The following is a 15106-nucleotide window of genomic DNA, read 5'->3' as shown; positions in this document are numbered from 1 at the left end:
GTCCGCATACCCCAGTCGCCGCGCCGTCTCCCGGAAACGAGGCCGATCCCACCGGTGGACGAACCGGAAACCGTTCATCTGCCGTACAGTACGTGGCGAGCATCCTATACGTATCAATCGAGATATCGAATGTGCCGACGACGCCTCAGAGAACGGCGTAGAGGCCGAGCGCGGCCGCCAGTCCCAGCCCGGACAGATCGACCCGCGAGAGCGACAGCGCCGGGAGCGTCGGGTTCCAGGCGAAACACCGGGTCCGGAGCGCGAGCGCGAACGTGTCGGCCCGCGAGAAGGCGCGGGACAGCCCCCCGAGGGCGACGACCCGCATCCGCTCGTCGAGTCGACGACGGTTGCCCAGCCGCGCCCGCGAGGCCTCGCGTATCCGCGAGAGGTCCCGCCTGAGGACCGGGAGAAAGCGAAAGACGAACGCGACGCCCATCCCCAGGAACTGGCCCGCCCTCCCGGGGATCGTCCGCTGGATGGCCGCACGGGACTCCCGGACGGGGGTGGTTCGGACGTACGCGGCGGCGACGAGCAGGACCAGCAGTGTACGGTAGGCCGCGAGCGCCGGGAAGCGGGCCTCGGCGACCGAGAAGTACGGCGCGGAGAGGGTGAACCCCTGGAGCAGCGGTCCGGCGACGAGGACGGGGAGGAGGATCCACACCTCCCGGAGCACCGGGAGGGGAGCGGTCCGCGCGCCGTACAGCACCAGCCCCGTGACGGCGGTCAGGGTCGCGAGCCCCGGGACGGTGGTGTGAGAGAACGCGGCCACGGCGAACGCGAGCTGGACCGCGAGCTTCGTCCGCGGATCGAGCGCGTGGGCGAGCGAGTCGCCGGGGTCGTACCGGAGGACCATTCACCTGGCGGCGGCGTCCTCACGGCCGACGCCGGTCGATCCCTCCCCCTCGTTCCAGCCGGGCGGGCGAACGCCGAGGTCGGGGAGCCGCTCCTCGATCTCCGGGGGCGCACCGGTGGCGGCGATCCGTCCGTCCCGCATCACCACCACCCGGTCGGCCCATCCCAGATCACGGAGGTCGTGGGTGACGACCACGAATCCGGTCCCGTCGGCGTGTAGCCGGCGGAGGCGCTCGACGACCGACCGGCGCGAGGGCCAGTCCAGCCCCGCGAACGGCTCGTCGAGCACCAGGTGGTCGGGCTCCATCGCCAGCGCGCCCGCGACGGCGACGCGGGCCTGCTCGCCGCCCGAGAGCGCGTCGATCCGTGCCTCCTCCCGGCCGTCGAGGTTCACCGCCGAGAGCGACTCGCGCACCCGCCGGTCTATCTCCGTGCGGGTGAGTCCGAGGTTCTCGGGCCCGAACGCCACGTCGGCCCCGACGGTCGCCGAGACGAACGAGTCCCGCGGGTCCTGGAAGGTCATCCCGACGCGCGTCCGCGCCCGGACGGCGTCCTCCGCTACCGGGCGCCCGTCGACCAGCACCGATCCCTCGTCGGGTTCGAGGAGGCCGTTGAAGTGCCGGACGAGCGTCGTCTTTCCGGATCCGTTCGCGCCCGCGAGGAGGAGACATTCCCCGTCGGCGACCTCGAGCGAGACGCCGTCGACCGCCCGCTCCTCCCCGTAGCGGTGGATCAGGTCCCGTACCTCGATCATGGTCAGGCCGCGGCGACCGCGTCGCTCCGGACGATGCCGACCGCGGCGGCGATCTTGAACGCCTCCGCGGGGACGAACGAGGCCGCGCCGGCGAGGAACGCCTCCACGGGGCCGAGCCCGAGGACGACCATCAGGCCGGCGACGCCGAGGGTGTAGATGATCACCGTACCGAGGAGCGTCGCTCCGACGAGTCGACCGACGCCCGCGTCGGCGGGGTCGGCGAGGTCGAGCCCCCCGTGGGCGACGTAGCCGATGGCGAACGCCGCGAGCGGGTACGACCAGAGGTAGCCCGCACTGGATCCCAGCAGCGTGCCGAGTCCCGCCGAGCCGCCGGCGAACACGGGTGCTCCGACCGCCCCGGCCAGCAGGTAGAGCACCATCGACGTCGCCCCCCACACCGGTCCGAGGAGGAGACCCGCGAGGAAGACGCCGAGCACCTGTAGCGTGACGGGGACGCCCGCCGCCGGGATCGGGTTCGGGAACGAGACGTAGGCGAACGCGCCGGTCAGTGCCGCGAGCAGCGCCGCGCGCGCGACGTTCTCGACCACCGCGTCGCCCACGAGGTCCACCTGCGAGGTGTCCGTGCTCATGGCTTCGAGGTGCTCGTAAACCCACCTCAAGCTACCGGTTGACGATCCGCCGCGGGATGCGGTACCCGTGATAATGCACCGTAGCGGCCCGCAGGGCCGCCGACAATGGCAGCTGCGCCCCAAACGTTGAAATAGCCATACCGACTCATGGTTAGCGACATGGACGAGAAGACCGAGGAGCTCCGCGACATATTCATGGACGTCACGGACGAGGACACCGTGACCGAGCGTCAGGAGGAGGGTCGCGGGTCGCTCGCGGACGAACAGTCCGAGGAGGACGTCGAGGCGGGTATCCGGTCGGTCGTCGGGGAGATGCGCGAGCGCTACACGTTCGATACCGACCTTGGGGACGAGGCGTTCGTCCGTGTCGTGCGGGGGTACTTCGAGGGCGACTCGGACACGGAGATCGCCGAGGCCATCGGGACCGACCGGCGGAACGTCTTCCGGGCCCGGCTCGACCTCCAGCTGCTCCGCGACCGCGACACGGACGCCCCGTTCGACATGGCCGACCTCCGTGGCCTGCTCGTCGACGAGGTGCCCGTCTCCGAGATCGCCGAGGAGCTCGACGCGAGCGAGTCGACCGTCCGGCGCTACCGCCGGGTGCTCCGCGCCCAGCACGAGGCCCGGCAGGTCTCCGACCGCTTCCGCGCCGAGTTCGAGGACCAGTTCACCGACGCCGAGCTCTCCGAGCAGATGACCTCCAACGTGAAGGAGGACGGCCTCGAGGAGGCGACCGAGGGGATGGAGTCCGAGAGCGACGTCTCCTTCTGATCGCCCTTCCCCGCCCCCATCTCGGAGTCGTCCCGGAGACCGCCCACGAGGTTGGACGGTCCGTTCTCCGCTCCGCCCCGAGGTGGGCTCCCCGCGCCGTTCCACGGGACGAGTGCGTCCCGTTCGGTGCTCCGAGCGCCGTTCTCGGTCTCTTCCCGCGATCGAGGAACCGTCGAAACGGTTTACCCCGTGGGTAGTCAACACCCCGGCAGCGACCATGTCCAACAGCTCCGAGTCCCCCACCGTTCGGACCGACCTCCCGGCCGAGCGGTACACGTGGATGGACGCCATCGAGGAGGTGATCGACGCCTCGATCGACGAGGAGGCTGACCTCGAGGCGACCTTCGAGGACCTGACGATCGACGTCCCGCTCAGCTACGGCGACGACGCCGAGCACGCACGGTGGGGGCTCGACGGCAGCGTCCGCGTCAGCGTCGACGGGATGCGCGGCCACGTCGCCGAGTGGCTCCGCTGGTGGGGACAGCGACAGGGGCGGGAGTAGGCCGACGGTCGGCCGGGGCGTTCGCCCCGCCGGAATCCATGCGGAGACACTGGGACCGTACGGGCCTGCCCGGAGCTGTCGGATCCGGTGAGTCGGGCCGTAGTTGGGTGCAGTTCAGTCCTCGAGTCGCTCCAGCGCCGACGCGGGCATCCGCCGTCGGACGCTCTCGGGGACGTCCTCCGGGGAGGCGTCGTCGGGCAGATCGACCGGGAGGTCCGGCTCCCCGCTCTCGGCCCCGGCTCCGTCGTCGGCTTCGCCGCCGTCGTCGGCTTCGTCGACGCCGTCGAGGAACCGCGCCACCTGATCCGGATCGGGGCGCAGGCCGGGGCCGAACAGTTCGAGGGCGGTGTCGATGGTCGCCCAGTCGTCGTTCTGGGCGGCGTCGCGCAGGCTCCGCGTCGGCGGCGCGAGCAGCTGGCCGACGAGGGCGTCGGCCAGCGATTCGACGATGGCCCGCTCGTCCGCCGAGAACTCCCCCTCCGTGGCCTCCAGCCGCGAGAGGGCGGTGTCGAGTTCGCGTGACTTGAGCTCCTCGGCACCCTCGTACATCGCGGCGATGACGTCGTCGGCGCGCTTTCGCTTGTACTGGGTGGCGAGCCGGTCGAGTTCCTCCTCGACGATGGCCTCGACCTCCCGGGCGGCCGCCCGGCGCTGGGCGCGCGTCTCGTCGGTGACCGACTCCAGCGTGTCGAGGTCCCGGAGCGTCACCGACTCGAGTTCTCCGGCCGAGGCCGGGACGTCGCGGGGCTGGGCGAGGTCGACGACGAGCGTGGGCCCGGCCTCCGCGAGGGTCTCCTCGTCGAGGATCGGCGTCCCGCTACCCGTCGCGGTGACGACCAGATCGGCCCGCCGGGCCGCCCCGTCCAACTCCCCGAGCCCGAGGACCTCGGTGTCCGTATCGAGCGTCCCGGCGAGGTGTTCCGCGGTCTCGGTGGTCCGATTGGCGAGCAGGATACGCTCGACCGACCCCTCCAGGGCGCGCGCGGTGAGCGTCCCCATCTCGCCGGTACCGACGACGAGCGCGGTCGTCTCGGCGAGGTCGGCGTCGAACGAGCGCCGCGCGAGCGCCACCGCGGCCGACCCCAGCGAGGTGACGCCCTCGTTGATCGCCGTCTCGTTCCGTGCCCGCTCGCCGACGCGGAGCGCCTTCACCACCGCGTCCTCGAGGATCGGGCCGATACCCCCGGCCTCGCGTGCGTCCTCGAAGGCCGTGCTGACCTGTCCGAGTATCTGGTCCTCGCCGACGACGAGCGACTCGAGGCCGGCGGCGACCCGGAGGAGGTGCCGGAGCGCCGCCTCGTGGTCGAGTTCCAGCACCGACTCCCCTGGGATCCCGTCGGTGTAGGGCGAGAGCGCCTCGTGCCCGGTCTCGGCGTCGGCGGCGACGACGTACGCCTCGGCCCGGTTGCACGTCTGGAGGACGAACGCCTCGCGGACCCCCTCCCGCTCGAGCAGCGACGCGACCGTCTCGGCCTGCGACTGGTCGGAAGCCCGGTCGATGTCGTCGATGCCCGCCCGTCGGTGGGAGACGCTGACGCCCGCAAGTAGTCCGGTCGGCGTTGTCATTGTGGGTTGTCCAGTTCGTCGGCGACGATACCGTCCGCCGTTCGTCGGGCCTTGTCGGTGTCCGAACCTAAATGCTTCCATACGTTTTCGTCACGGACGACCGCCCGAACCGCCGCACGGCGTGCCTCCGGCTGGACCTCTCGGCGCTTCAGATCCGTCCGTATCTCCGAGACGATCGACGCTAGCTCGCCCGCGCCGTCGATCTCCTCGCCGACCCGCTCGCGGAGGTGCCGCGAGAGCGCCGGTGCCGACCCGCCGGTGGCGAGCGCCACCACGACGGGGTCCTCGCGGACCGTCGCCGGGACGACGACGCTCCCCGCCTCGCGCTCGCCCGACCGGTCCGCCCGGTTGACGAGGATGCCGCGTTCGCGCGCCTCCCGCACGACGGCCTCGTTCACCGCCTCGTCGTCCGTCGCGGCCACCGCGAGCGCCGGCTCTGCGCGGTCGAACCAGACCCCCACCTCGTCCGGAGCGGGTGCCGCCCGCACGAGTTCGACGCCCGCATCCGGGTCGCGGCGTTCGTCGGACTCGAACTCGCGGTCGGCGAACGCCGGGCTGAGGACGACCACGCGCGCTTCCTGTCCGAATCGCCTCGCCTTGCGCGCCCCGACCGGCCCGCCGCCGAAGACGAGCACGACCTCCCCCGTGAAGTCGTGGAGCAGGGGGATCACGCGCGACCGTCCTCGCTCTCGGTGGGTGCGTTCGACGGGAAACGGGGGTGTCTCTGGGTCGATCTCGGAGCTCGAACAGTGGGCGCGCGCTGCGAGCCCGCCCGTGGGCGAGCAGCGCCGCGCGAGGGACGACCGAGAGAGGCGAGCGACCACGGGGAGCGAGCCGACCGAGGGAGTCGGCTGGGGAGGCGTGTGGCTACTGCTGTCGCGGCCCTGGTGGACTGGAAGGGCGAGGCGTCCGCACGACGCCCGGAGCCCCCGAGCACCGCAGGTGAGCAGTGCGAGGCCGACCGAAGGGAGGCCTCGATAGTGAACGGTGAGCGAAGCGAGCCGTGAACCGAACCGAGGAGCGCAGGGGGTCCGCGCGAGTGCAGACGCCGAGGGCTTCCGAGGCGGTGTCGGCTCTGACTCCGGCCCCGGCTCTCGGCCCCTCTCGCTACGGCGGTCTGATAGCCACCCATCACTCCCCGGCGTCCGAATCGGTGTTCGCCTCCGCGCGCTCGGCCAGCCGGATGCCCGTCTTCTTGAGGATGCGCGTCGAGAACAGCGTGTCCCAGTCGTCCTCCCCGACGTCCCAGAACTCGCTCATCTCCTCGCGCACGCGCTCGATGCGGGCCTCGCTCTCGGCCTCGCTCCGGCCGTGGGTCATCGCGAAGAAGTTGTACGGCCACACCCCCTCGTGGCGCGGTCGCTCGTAGCAGTGCGTGACGAAATCCAGCGACGCGATCGCCGGGCCGACCTCCTCGACCATCTCGTCGGGGACGTTCCAGACGGTCATCCCGTTCTCGGTGTAGCCGAGCGCGTAGTGGTTCGGAACGACGCCGATCCGCCGGATCTTCCCCTCCGCGACGAACCGCTTCAGCGTCCGGATCACCCACTCGACGTCGACCCCGAGCCCGTCGGCGACGTCGCGGTAGGGGGTGAGGGTGATGGGCAGGCCGTCCTGGACCTCGAGGAGGAGGTCCCGCTCGGCGGGGGTGAGCGTCGCCGCGTCCGTGGGCTCGATCTCCGGACCGAGCCCCGAGAGGTCGACGTCACCCGACGAGATCGGCCCGTCGAGGAGGAACTTCGCCTCGACGCGGAACTCCCGCTGTTTGGGCATGTCGTAGGTCTCCTGGCCCGTCTCGGCCTCGATCTCCGCGAGCACGCGGCCGACCTCGCTCGGCTCGGCGACGCTGAGGACGAACCACATGTTGAGGTGCGGATGCTCGCGCTCGTAGTTGTGCGCCACTTCGCGGTGGGCGTTGACCGTCTCGGCCACCTCGTCGAACCGCTCGGGCGGGGCGTGCATCGCGACCAGCGTCGCCGTCCCGCCGATGGCCTCGGCGTTCACGAGCGGCCCGAACCGGGAGAGGACGCCCTCCTCGTCGAGCCGTCGAACCCGCTCTACGAGCTCGTCGGCCGTGACCTCGATCCCGCGCTCGCGGAGCGCGCGAGCGGCCGGCTCGAACGGCCGCTCGGCGACCGGGAACCCCCCCTGGAACGCGTTGACGACGGCCCGGTCGACGCGGTCGAGACGGACTGTCTCGCTCATACCCCACGTCGGGCCGGTGCGGGCATAAGGCTCGCGTTCGCGGGCGTTACCTCGACGTGTTCGACGTGTTCGGCGTCTCGACCCACCTAGCCGCTCGATCCCGTCCCGCCGCCCGACCCGCCGGACAGCCCATCGACGGTCCGGTCGAACGCCTCCACCAGCGTCTCCGCCACCCCCGAGCCGGCGGACTCCGGATCGAGCCGCACGACGAGGGGGATCCCGGCCGCCCGCGCCCTCGCCGCGACGATGAGGAGGAACCGGAACGTTGACTCGAGACCCGCCGCGGTGACGAACGACCCGACGGATTCGAGGTAGACGACGCCACCCTTCTCGCCCAGTCCGTCCAGCCTGCCGACGAGTTCCATCGAGAGTCCCGCGATGTCGCCGTGTGGCTTCCCGCCACCGCCCCGTACCGTCCCCTCCCTCGTGTCGACGTTCGGACCGAACTCGACGCTACGGACCGTCTCGGGATCGTACCCCGCCCCGATCATCCCCCGCTCGAACCGCTCCCGGGGGACGGTGGCGAGGACCGCCAGAACGGGACCGCCGGGCGCGCCGACCGAGGCCGCATCGAGCGTCGCTGCCGGGTCCGTGATCGGGGTCGTGACGAGGACCGCCTCCGACTCGCCGACGTCGGGCCCATCGGATCCACCGGTCACGTCCGACACCGCTCACTCACCTCCCGTCGAGACGGACGCGGCGGCGGCCGGGCTGTTCACACGTGGTTGGTACGATCTATTGGTAGATAAGTATGTCTCCCGGAGCGAACGTTCAGGGAACCGACGTGACGCGGTGCCCCTCGGCGCGGAGCGCCTCGGCGATCCCCTCCTGGTCGGCCGAGGCCTCGTAGTAGAACACCACGTCGTAGGTGCCCTCGCGGAGGAGCTGCTGGCACTCCCAGACGAACTCGTCACCGTCGAGGGTGAGCCCCTGGTGCTGGTTCAGACCGAAGTCGGGGTCGTCGTTGCCGGAGTGGACGTACGTGTCGGCCGGATCGAACCCCGCGTGTTCGGCGATCACGTCGCCGACCTCGAGCGTCACCTGGTGGAGCGTCGGCTCCGAATCCGTTCCGAGTTCCGTGTGAACGATGCTACCGACCAGTTCGATCTCGCCGGGCTCCAGGAGCGCCAGCGTCCGCTGGTAGAGGTCCTCGTCGATCGTATCGACCATGTGAGACCCCGGTCGCGCGACGGTTTACCGCTACCGATACCGCTCGCGGTGGACGACGTGGCCGGGGCTGATCGAACGTGGAGTGGTCCCCGCGGCCGGCGCGGCGGTCGAAGAACGCCGCGGCCCGGCCGGGAGCGTTACAGTCGGGTGAGTTACAGTCGGGTGAGGTTCTGCGCGCGGGGACCCTTGTCGGCCTCCACGATCTCGAACTCGACCTCCTGGCCCTCCTCGAGGTCCGGACCGCCGACGTCCTCCATGTGGAAGAAGACGTCCTCGTCCGCGTCCTCGGTCTCGATGAAGCCGTAACCGCCCGTGTCGTTGAAGAAGGCTACTGTTCCAGTCGCCATCTCTACAGGCGGGTGAGGTTCGTCGCCCTCGGACCCTTGTCGGTCTGCGTGATCTCGAACTCGACCTCCTGGCCCTCCTCGAGGTCCGGACCGCCGACGTCCTCCATGTGGAAGAAGACGTCCTCGTCCGCGTCCTCGGTCTCGATGAAGCCGTAACCGCCCGTGTCGTTGAAGAAGTCAACCGTACCGGTCGCCATTACAGCTCCTCAGAGGACGTGCCTTTATAAAAACTCTGCGGATGAAAGCGAGAGCGGCTCGGAACCACCGCGGAACGACCCCGGAACCGCTCGACGGAGCTGGTGTCTCCTGGGGGACCGTCGCCGGCTCACCCGTCGAGCCACCGGATTCCGGGGGTGTCGGACCGGCATCCGGTCGGACTGCGGGTCGTCCGTGTGGACGGATATCCGGCGCGTCGTCGGTCACAAGGCACATATGCGTCGGCGGAGATGGCCCCGACAGATGCTCCGACGGGTCAGCCGGCTCGGCACCCGGGTCTACGAACGCCTCCTCGAACGAGAACTCGCGGGCGGACCGACCCACGTCGCCGTCATCCAGGACGGCAACCGACGGTACGCCCGGAGCCGGGGGGAGGATGCGACCGACGGCCACTACGCCGGCGCGGAGACGACCGAGGCGATGCTGGAGTGGTGTGCCGACCTCGGCGTCGAGGAACTCACGCTCTACGCGTTCTCGACGGAGAACTTCGATCGGCCGCCCGAGGAGCGCGAGCAGCTGTTCGACCTCATCGCCGAGAAGCTCCGGACGTTCGCCGAACGCGAGGAGGTCCACGACCGGGAGGTCCGGATCCGTGCCATCGGCGAACTCGACCGCCTCCCCGGACGGGTCCGCGAAGCCATCGACTACGCCGAGGAGCGGACCCGGGAGTACGACCAGTTCACGCTGAACGTCGCACTGGCGTACGGGGGCCGTGCGGAACTGCTCTCGGCCGCCCGGGACGTCACCCGGGCGGTCGAGAGCGGCGACCTCGACCCGGCGGACGTCGACGTCGGCGTCGTCGAGGAGCGGCTCTACGAGGGTCCGGCCCGGGCCGTCGACCTCATCATCCGCACCGGGGGTGACGAACGGACCTCGAACTTCCTCCCGTGGCACGCCAACGGCAACGAGGCGGCCGTCTTCTTCTGCTCGCCGTACTGGCCGGAGTTCCGACGCGTCGACTTCCTCCGGGCCATCCGCACCTACCAGCACCGCCGGGAGTCCTGGCGGCGCAGCCGTGCCGAGCGGGCGGCCGCGCTCGTCCGCGCGTTCGGCGACGTCGAACTCGCCGAGGCGCGGCGCGTCCTCTCGCGGTTCCGCGAGTACCTCCCGAGCGGCGAATTCGAACAGGAGAAGCCCGTCGAACCCGAGCGGACGGAACCCGTCGATCCCGACCCGGCCGACTGAGACGATCGTACGTAGTTCCCCCCCCGCCTCTCGACTCCGAGTTCCTCCTTCGGTCCCGAAACGCCGACCGTCACGAAGACGGTCGAAAGCAGTTACGCACGACCGTACGAGAGACCCCCGGCTCCGTCGGGTGCTCCCCCGTCGCTATCGGTCGGGGAGAGCCGGGCTCGCTACCGTTCGTCCGGTGGGTTTCGGCCTATCGGCTGAACCGTCGTCGGACTCGCTGACGCTCGACCGACGGGGTTTGGCCTAGCGGCCAAACCATCGTCGGTCCGCTCGCCCCTCGCTTCCCGACGGGGTTTGGCCTAGCGGCCAAACCTCCGCTGGCGCTCCTGGAAGTCCCTGAGCGCGCGGAGGTAGTCCCGTCGCCTGAAGTCACGCCAGTTGACGTCGGTGAAGTAGAGCTCGGAGTAGACCGACTGCCAGATCATGAAATCGGAGAGCCGTTCGGCACCGGTCTTCACGACGAGATCGGGGTCCTCGGGGAAGACGAGCTCGGACTCGATGTCCTCGGCGTCGACCTCCTCGGCGGAGAGTTCGCCGGCTGCGACCTCCTCGGCGACACCCCGGACGGCGGCGACGAACTCGGCCTTCCCGCCGAGTCCGATCGAGACCTGGACCGGGGCGGCGGCGGCGGTGTCGTCCCCGGGCGAGCGGATCGCCACCTCCCGCGGGGAGTCGAGTTCGGCGAACGCCCGCCGCAGCGTCGGGACGACCGACTGGTCGAGGACGCTCACCGAGACGGTGACCCGCTCGGCACCGAACTCGAACGCCCACCGGAGGAACTCCGCGAGCGTGTCGTACGCGCCGGGTTCGAGCAGGTCGCGCTCGGTGATGACGAGCACGACGCTGTCTGGGGTCTCGGCGTCGCTGAACCGGATGCGCGACCCGAGGTACCGGTCGTACAGACCCACGAGGGGGGGTGCGTGTGGCTGGGTCCTAAGTCGTACGGTCGGGCCGGAGCGCCAGGCGTCTCGCCGGGACGGCGAGAGGTGCGGTATCGGGACGGTTAAGTGCGCCTCGCCGGAATCAGCGGGTCGTGACGAGCAACGTGCCGCGGGCGGCGGCGTTCGTGGCCGTGGGGGCGCTCTCGTTGCTCTCCCCCGCCGTGGCCGGTCGAGCGAGCCCGCTCGTGGCGATGGCCGTGGCGACGCTCCCGTTCGTCCTCGTCGCGGTGGTGGCGCTCTACGTGATCGACGGGGGACGGCTGTTCGACCTCCTGGCTCGCCCGGGCGACTACGAGGAGCGGCGGCTCTACGGCCTCGCGGGGTTCGCGCTCGCCGGTGCCGGGCTCGCGCTCCTCGCCACCCGGTTCGGCCTCCCTCCCGATGTCTTCGTGGCCGGGGTCGCCCTCCTCGTGGTCGGCAACCTCGCCAAGGAGTCGGTCCGCGCGACGGTCGGCTCGGGCGACCCCTTCGTGGCGACGACCGGGTTCGCCGTCGGCGGCACGCTCGGGGGTGTCGCGGGGCACCTCGTAGGCGAGACGCTCGCGACGAGCGGTGCTGTATCCGTCGGTCCCGTCGAGCCCCTGCTGTTCCTCGCCGCCTCGGGGGCGCTGTTCGCCGCCCTCCTCCGGTCGATGCTGTTCGAGCGGGACGACCCGCTGGTCCTCCTGTCGGTCTCGCTGTTCCTGTGGGGGCTGGTCGAACTCGGCCCGACGGTCGAGCCCACCCGCGTCTTCGTCGGCCTCGCCGTGAGCGTCTTCTTTGGCTACGTGGCCTACGCCCTGGAGACCGCCTCGATCCAGGGGATGCTCACCGGCGTTCTCCTGGCCTTCCTCGCCGTCGTGCTCGGGGGCTACGGCTGGTTCGTCCTCCTGATAACCTTCTTCGGCCTCGGCGGGCTCTCCGCGAAGTTCCGTTACGAGCAGAAGCGAACGCGGGGCATCGCCGAGGACAACGAGGGTGCGCGGGGATCGGGGAACGTCCTCGCCAACGCGGCCGTCGCGCTCGTGGCCGTCCTCGCGTTCGCCGCCTCCGGGAGCGTCGGGCTTCCCCCCGCGCTCTTCCTGTTCGCCTACGCCGCGAGCGTCGCCGCCGCGATGGCCGACACGCTCTCCTCGGAGATCGGCGGCCTCTACGACGGCCCCCGGCTCCTGACGACGCTCGAACGGGTCGAGCCGGGGACCGACGGCGCGGTGACCTGGCAGGGTGAACTCGCGGGTATCGTCGGCTCGGTCGTCATCGCCGGCATCGCGGCGGTCGCGTTCGACCTCGGGACGACGGCGGCGCTGGTCGTCGTCGCCGGCGGGGTGATCGGAATGACCGTCGACAGCCTCCTCGGGGCCACCCTGGAGGGTCGAACCCTCGGCAACCAGTCGGTCAACCTCCTCGCCACGCTCTGTGGAGCCGTCGCCGGCGCGCTTCTCGCCGTGGCCGTCGGCGTCGTCCGACTGTCGCTCTCGATCCCGCTCTCGGTGTAGCTCCCCATGCCGTCCCCACCCGTACGCGAGGCCCGGGCGGCCGACCTCCCGCGGCTTCGGGCGATACGCGCGGCGTCGCTCCGCGAGACCCCGCCGCTCCTGCTCGACGTGGCCGTCCGCGGCGTCGGTCTCGTGCTCGTCGCAACGGTGAGCGAGAGACCGGTCGGCTACGCGCTGGTGATGCGCGACGGGGAGAGTGAGGTGGCGTACCTCGCCGAACTCGCCGTCGCCCCCGACTACCGACGGCGGGGGTACGGCTCCGCGCTGCTGTCCGCGGTCCTCGATCGGGTGGCCGAGCACCGGGAGCTCAGGCTGACGGCGCGAGCCGACGACGAGCGCGCCAGATCGTTCTACGAGGCGAGCGGGTTCGAGCGCGTCGAGGAGCTTCCGGACCACTACGCCGACGGCGACGGCGTGCTGTACGGTCGGCAGCTCTGAGGCTCGTACGGGTTGTTGTAACGGTTTGCCGGTGATCATCCGGGCCGGGCGGTCACCGGTAAAAGACGACACCCGTCCGTATCAGTCGGCGTCGGCCGGTTCGAGGAGCCGGTCCGCGGTCCTGACCCGGACGCCCGTGGGCTTCTTCACGAAGTCACCCTCCGACCGGGCGACGACCTGCTCGACCCCGCGCTGGGCACAGACGTCGAGGACGCGCTGGCCGAGTTCGCCGTCGAGCACGAGGACCGACGGGACGCGCTCCGCGTCCCGCACGAGGTCGAACGCCTCGTCCGCGTCCACCTCGGCCAGCGCGACCATCTCCGCGTCGAGCAGTCGTGCGCGCCCGGATCCACCCTCGACGACCGCTCGGACGTGTCCCCGGAGCGTCTCGGGTTCCTCGGCCTGATCCCCGTCCGAGGACGAGGACGTCGGTCCCGTGGCCTCCTCGGCGGACCCTTCGCCGGACTGCTCGCCGGACGGCTCGGCCCCCTCGCCCGTCGCGCTCCCGTTCGTCTCCGCGCCGTCGGTCACCTCCTTCGGATCGTCGTCCGTCGACGGCCCGCCGGGGTCGACCGTCGTGTCCGGTGTCTCCCTGTTCTCGACCGACGAGTCCTCCGAGGGTGCCGGGACGGCGCTCCCGTCGGTCGCGGCGAACCCCTCGGCTGTCTCCGTGTCGCGTCGCTGTATGAACTCCTCGTGGGTCACCTTCTCGCGCAGCGCGGCCATCACCTCGTGGCGGTCGAGGTCCTCGACCGACCGGCCCTCCGGGGCGGTGGCCACGAAGTCGATGTCGCCGACCTGTGCGAGCTCCTTCAGTATGAGGTCACCGCCGCGGTCGCCGTCGAGGAACGCCGTGACCGTCTTCTCCCGGGTGAGATCCGCGACCACTTCGGGGACGTCGGTCCCCTCGACGGCGACCGCGTTCTTGACGCCGTACTTGAGGAGCTTGAGCACGTCCGCACGCCCCTCGACGACGATGACGGCGTCGGACTCGTCGACGCGCGGACCGGCCGGGTAGCCCTCGTACTCGGTGATGTCCTCGACACGGATCGACTGACGGACCTCATCGATGAGTTCGTCGCTGGTCATCACCGCGCCGTCGAAGGACTCCTGGAGGAGTCGCTTCGCCCTGTCGACCACCTCCCGTCGGCGGGCCGACCTGACGTCCTCGATGTTCCGGACCTCGACCATCGACCGGCACGGACCGATCCGATCGATGGTCTCCAGGGCCGCCGCGAGGATGGCCGTCTCGACCTTGTCCAGGCTCGTGGCGATGGTGAGTTCGCCGAACGACTGACCGCCCTCGCTGGCGATCTCGACGTCGATGCGACCGACCTTCGAGGACTCCTGGAGGTCCCGTATCTCGAGCTCGTCGCCGAGGAGGCCCTCGGTCTGCCCGAAGACCGCTCCGACCACGTCGTTGCGCTCGACCACCCCGTCCGCCGTGATGTCCGCGTGAATGAGGTATTTCGCTGTGTCGTGCATGGGTGAACTGCCCCGCGGGGGGCGTGTATCGTGATCCGACCATGAGTGAACGCATGGTCATCACATACGGAGGAACGCTCGACGGTTAAAGCGCACGGACTGTTTTTTCGGAGCGTTCCGTCCGTCGCGGTCACGCCGGTCACCCGCCGGGGGGCGAATCAAGTCCCCGGCCCCCGACCGGCCGGCATGGGCATCGACGAACCCGATATCGACCCCGGTCGGTTCCTGGAGGACGTCGAGATGCGCGCGGGCACCGTCGTCGAAGCCGAACCGTTCCCGGAGGCCCGCAAGGACCTCTACAGGCTCCGCGTCGACTTCGGCACCGAGATCAGGCAGTCCGCCGCCGGACTCACCGACCACTACGACCCCGAGGAGCTGGTCGGCTCGCAGGTGGTCGCCGTCGTCAACCTCGGGACCGTGACCGTGGCGGGCTTCGAGTCGGAGTGTCTCGTCACGGGCGTCGACGACGGTGACGGAGGAGTGGTCCACCTCACGACCGAACGCGAGGTCCCGGACGGCTCCCGGGTGTACTGACCGGAGGGTTGTTTCAGGGGGCCTCTCCCGCCAGCGCCCCCCAGGACCCACCGGCCTTTCGAAGAATAT

At 70.7% G+C, this 15106-nt stretch carries 18 protein-coding genes; 6 read left to right on the top strand and 12 right to left on the bottom strand.

Going from position 1 to position 15106, the window contains the following annotated elements; translation table 11 throughout:
* Nucleotides 1-145: 145 nt before the first annotated feature.
* From WDJ58_RS05930 to WDJ58_RS05920, 3 genes are read right to left on the bottom strand one after another with little or no spacing between them, the layout of a single operon-like run.
* On the bottom strand, nucleotides 146-853 hold the full coding sequence (locus WDJ58_RS05930) for an energy-coupling factor transporter transmembrane component T family protein (protein WP_338916721.1): 708 nt from the start codon (nucleotides 851-853) through the stop codon (nucleotides 146-148).
* Complete coding sequence (locus WDJ58_RS05925) at nucleotides 854-1606, bottom strand: energy-coupling factor ABC transporter ATP-binding protein (RefSeq protein ID WP_338916720.1); 753 nt, start codon at nucleotides 1604-1606, stop codon at nucleotides 854-856.
* A 2-nt stretch (nucleotides 1607-1608) separates the two neighbouring features.
* Nucleotides 1609-2196 (bottom strand): biotin transporter BioY, encoded by a 588-nt coding sequence (locus WDJ58_RS05920; protein WP_338916719.1) that lies wholly within the window; start codon nucleotides 2194-2196, stop codon nucleotides 1609-1611.
* A gap of 159 nt (nucleotides 2197-2355) precedes the next feature.
* Here WDJ58_RS05920 and WDJ58_RS05915 point away from each other — a divergent pair, with 159 nt between their 5' ends.
* Nucleotides 2356-2967, top strand: coding sequence for a hypothetical protein (locus tag WDJ58_RS05915; protein ID WP_338916718.1), 612 nt, complete (start codon nucleotides 2356-2358; stop codon nucleotides 2965-2967).
* Nucleotides 2968-3184: 217 nt separating this feature from the next.
* Entirely contained in the window at nucleotides 3185-3469 is a 285-nt protein-coding gene (locus tag WDJ58_RS05910) for a hypothetical protein (RefSeq protein WP_338916717.1), read from the top strand.
* A gap of 114 nt (nucleotides 3470-3583) precedes the next feature.
* Here the strand turns inward: WDJ58_RS05910 and hemA are convergent, their stop codons facing one another.
* The 7 genes from hemA to WDJ58_RS05875 all read right to left on the bottom strand — a co-directional run bounded on the left by hemA (nucleotide 3584) and on the right by WDJ58_RS05875 (nucleotide 8954).
* Nucleotides 3584-5035, bottom strand: a complete 1452-nt coding sequence (hemA, locus tag WDJ58_RS05905) for a glutamyl-tRNA reductase (protein ID WP_338916716.1) — start codon at nucleotides 5033-5035, stop codon at nucleotides 3584-3586.
* Nucleotides 5032-5706, bottom strand: coding sequence for a precorrin-2 dehydrogenase/sirohydrochlorin ferrochelatase family protein (locus WDJ58_RS05900; RefSeq protein ID WP_338916715.1), 675 nt, complete (start codon nucleotides 5704-5706; stop codon nucleotides 5032-5034). Before WDJ58_RS05900 ends, hemA begins: the two co-directional genes overlap by 4 nt.
* Before the next feature lie 460 nt (nucleotides 5707-6166).
* The gene (locus tag WDJ58_RS05895; RefSeq protein ID WP_338916714.1) at nucleotides 6167-7240 is read right to left on the bottom strand and encodes an Lrp/AsnC family transcriptional regulator; all 1074 of its coding nucleotides are present in this window, start codon (nucleotides 7238-7240) and stop codon (nucleotides 6167-6169) included.
* Nucleotides 7241-7326: 86 nt separating this feature from the next.
* Complete coding sequence (locus WDJ58_RS05890) at nucleotides 7327-7908, bottom strand: DUF7504 family protein (RefSeq protein WP_338916713.1); 582 nt, start codon at nucleotides 7906-7908, stop codon at nucleotides 7327-7329.
* A gap of 103 nt (nucleotides 7909-8011) precedes the next feature.
* The gene (locus WDJ58_RS05885; protein ID WP_338916712.1) at nucleotides 8012-8410 is read right to left on the bottom strand and encodes a DUF5778 family protein; all 399 of its coding nucleotides are present in this window, start codon (nucleotides 8408-8410) and stop codon (nucleotides 8012-8014) included.
* Between the two features lie 152 nt (nucleotides 8411-8562).
* Nucleotides 8563-8757: a cold-shock protein gene (locus WDJ58_RS05880; protein ID WP_338916711.1), complete on the bottom strand. Its 195-nt coding sequence runs from the start codon at nucleotides 8755-8757 to the stop codon at nucleotides 8563-8565.
* A gap of 2 nt (nucleotides 8758-8759) precedes the next feature.
* Nucleotides 8760-8954: a cold-shock protein gene (locus tag WDJ58_RS05875; protein WP_338916710.1), complete on the bottom strand. Its 195-nt coding sequence runs from the start codon at nucleotides 8952-8954 to the stop codon at nucleotides 8760-8762.
* A gap of 262 nt (nucleotides 8955-9216) precedes the next feature.
* On the opposite strand from WDJ58_RS05875, the gene uppS reads away from it, so the two are divergent.
* Nucleotides 9217-10158: a polyprenyl diphosphate synthase gene (gene uppS / locus WDJ58_RS05870; RefSeq protein WP_338916708.1), complete on the top strand. Its 942-nt coding sequence runs from the start codon at nucleotides 9217-9219 to the stop codon at nucleotides 10156-10158.
* A gap of 305 nt (nucleotides 10159-10463) precedes the next feature.
* Here uppS and WDJ58_RS05865 read toward each other — a convergent pair whose 3' ends face one another.
* Nucleotides 10464-11072, bottom strand: coding sequence for an undecaprenyl diphosphate synthase family protein (locus WDJ58_RS05865; protein WP_338916706.1), 609 nt, complete (start codon nucleotides 11070-11072; stop codon nucleotides 10464-10466).
* Nucleotides 11073-11197: 125 nt separating this feature from the next.
* Here WDJ58_RS05865 and WDJ58_RS05860 point away from each other — a divergent pair, with 125 nt between their 5' ends.
* Both WDJ58_RS05860 and WDJ58_RS05855 read left to right on the top strand, forming a co-directional pair.
* Complete coding sequence (locus WDJ58_RS05860) at nucleotides 11198-12580, top strand: DUF92 domain-containing protein (protein ID WP_338916705.1); 1383 nt, start codon at nucleotides 11198-11200, stop codon at nucleotides 12578-12580.
* A gap of 6 nt (nucleotides 12581-12586) precedes the next feature.
* A complete protein-coding gene (locus tag WDJ58_RS05855; RefSeq protein ID WP_338916704.1) occupies nucleotides 12587-13018 on the top strand; it encodes a GNAT family N-acetyltransferase in 432 nt (143 codons plus the stop codon).
* An 81-nt stretch (nucleotides 13019-13099) separates the two neighbouring features.
* On the opposite strand, the gene dnaG is transcribed toward WDJ58_RS05855, so the two are convergent.
* The gene (dnaG, locus tag WDJ58_RS05850) at nucleotides 13100-14503 is read right to left on the bottom strand and encodes a DNA primase DnaG (RefSeq protein ID WP_338916703.1); all 1404 of its coding nucleotides are present in this window, start codon (nucleotides 14501-14503) and stop codon (nucleotides 13100-13102) included.
* A gap of 186 nt (nucleotides 14504-14689) precedes the next feature.
* Here dnaG and WDJ58_RS05845 point away from each other — a divergent pair, with 186 nt between their 5' ends.
* Nucleotides 14690-15037: a tRNA-binding protein gene (locus WDJ58_RS05845; protein ID WP_338916702.1), complete on the top strand. Its 348-nt coding sequence runs from the start codon at nucleotides 14690-14692 to the stop codon at nucleotides 15035-15037.
* The last annotated feature ends 69 nt before the right edge of the window (nucleotides 15038-15106 follow it).

This window comes from Salinirubellus litoreus, from assembly GCF_037335815.1.
In the GTDB taxonomy this organism is placed as follows: domain Archaea; phylum Halobacteriota; class Halobacteria; order Halobacteriales; family Haloarculaceae; genus Salinirubellus; species Salinirubellus litoreus.
The sequence above is the reverse complement of the archived record's forward strand: the minus strand, read 5'-3'. Positions and strand labels throughout refer to the sequence as shown.

What these genes read in the sequence shown, in the direction of transcription:
- WDJ58_RS05930 (WP_338916721.1), bottom strand. Translation starts at nt 853, where the DNA reads ATGGTCCTCCGGTACGACCCCGGCGACTCGCTCGCCCACGCGCTCGAT.
- WDJ58_RS05925 (WP_338916720.1), bottom strand. Translation starts at nt 1,606, where the DNA reads ATGATCGAGGTACGGGACCTGATCCACCGCTACGGGGAGGAGCGGGCG.
- WDJ58_RS05920 (WP_338916719.1), bottom strand. Translation starts at nt 2,196, where the DNA reads ATGAGCACGGACACCTCGCAGGTGGACCTCGTGGGCGACGCGGTGGTC.
- WDJ58_RS05915 (WP_338916718.1), top strand. Translation starts at nt 2,356, where the DNA reads ATGGACGAGAAGACCGAGGAGCTCCGCGACATATTCATGGACGTCACG.
- WDJ58_RS05910 (WP_338916717.1), top strand. Translation starts at nt 3,185, where the DNA reads ATGTCCAACAGCTCCGAGTCCCCCACCGTTCGGACCGACCTCCCGGCC.
- hemA (WP_338916716.1), bottom strand. Translation starts at nt 5,035, where the DNA reads ATGACAACGCCGACCGGACTACTTGCGGGCGTCAGCGTCTCCCACCGA.
- WDJ58_RS05895 (WP_338916714.1), bottom strand. Translation starts at nt 7,240, where the DNA reads ATGAGCGAGACAGTCCGTCTCGACCGCGTCGACCGGGCCGTCGTCAAC.
- WDJ58_RS05885 (WP_338916712.1), bottom strand. Translation starts at nt 8,410, where the DNA reads ATGGTCGATACGATCGACGAGGACCTCTACCAGCGGACGCTGGCGCTC.
- WDJ58_RS05880 (WP_338916711.1), bottom strand. Translation starts at nt 8,757, where the DNA reads ATGGCGACTGGAACAGTAGCCTTCTTCAACGACACGGGCGGTTACGGC.
- WDJ58_RS05875 (WP_338916710.1), bottom strand. Translation starts at nt 8,954, where the DNA reads ATGGCGACCGGTACGGTTGACTTCTTCAACGACACGGGCGGTTACGGC.
- uppS (WP_338916708.1), top strand. Translation starts at nt 9,217, where the DNA reads ATGCTCCGACGGGTCAGCCGGCTCGGCACCCGGGTCTACGAACGCCTC.
- WDJ58_RS05855 (WP_338916704.1), top strand. Translation starts at nt 12,587, where the DNA reads ATGCCGTCCCCACCCGTACGCGAGGCCCGGGCGGCCGACCTCCCGCGG.
- dnaG (WP_338916703.1), bottom strand. Translation starts at nt 14,503, where the DNA reads ATGCACGACACAGCGAAATACCTCATTCACGCGGACATCACGGCGGAC.
- WDJ58_RS05845 (WP_338916702.1), top strand. Translation starts at nt 14,690, where the DNA reads ATGGGCATCGACGAACCCGATATCGACCCCGGTCGGTTCCTGGAGGAC.